This window comes from Shewanella olleyana, from assembly GCF_023283825.1.
GTDB lineage: Bacteria > Pseudomonadota > Gammaproteobacteria > Enterobacterales > Shewanellaceae > Shewanella > Shewanella olleyana.
In genome coordinates, this window is record NZ_JAKILD010000075.1 from 1 (window position 1) to 765 (window position 765).

The 765-nt window shown below is 41.3% G+C and carries 2 tRNA genes and 1 rRNA gene; all 3 read left to right on the forward strand.

Annotated elements, in window-relative coordinates:
• A 16S ribosomal RNA gene (locus L2735_RS19885) occupies window positions 1-68 on the forward strand; the annotation flags it as partial.
• A gap of 206 nt (window positions 69-274) precedes the next feature.
• A tRNA-Ile gene (locus tag L2735_RS19890) sits at window positions 275-351 on the forward strand.
• Window positions 352-486: 135 nt separating this feature from the next.
• Window positions 487-562: transfer RNA gene (locus L2735_RS19895), tRNA-Ala, on the forward strand.
• The last annotated feature ends 203 nt before the right edge of the window (window positions 563-765 follow it).

Below are 765 nucleotides of genomic sequence, written 5' to 3' on the forward strand. Positions count from 1 at the left end.
GGTTCATGACTGGGGTGAAGTCGTAACAAGGTAGCCCTAGGGGAACCTGGGGCTGGATCACCTCCTTACCTATACGACTAACTTAATGTTTGTTGAGTGTTCACACAGATTACTTGATAGAAAGAAAGAGCAAAATATATACGTGTCTATTTAGACGACGTTAATTTGCTTCAAGGCAAGGTGCTTGAGGAATGAAAGAGAGAGTGTAGTTCACTACATGACTGATTGAGTGACGAAAGGTACGCAGTATTGAAGTAAAGAAACAAGTATAAATGGGTCTGTAGCTCAGCTGGTTAGAGCGCACCCCTGATAAGGGTGAGGTCGGTGGTTCAAGTCCACTCTGACCCACCAAAATCTTTGTGTTACTGCGTTATGTAGTTCGTCGTTTAGCAGGCTAAACGTCCTCGCTACATGCCTTGTTACACTCGATTTGGTAATGACTTAGTAATAAGTAAACGTATATAATTTGTTTGACTGCATGTAAATGGGGCTATAGCTCAGCTGGGAGAGCGCCTGCCTTGCACGCAGGAGGTCTGCGGTTCGATCCCGCATAGCTCCACCATTTACTTACTTTTATTTAATCGTAAGTCATGCATATTTGGATAGAGACGCCAAAGATAAAGCGACAGCTTTATCTTTGGCTTTTTTAAGCCCGTTCTTTAACAATTTGGAAAGCTGATAGTATTTAATTGCATGAGTCTGTCATGTTAATTAATACAAATCGTATTATTGGGAAGTTAATCCCTTTTCGATAATACATTGAGT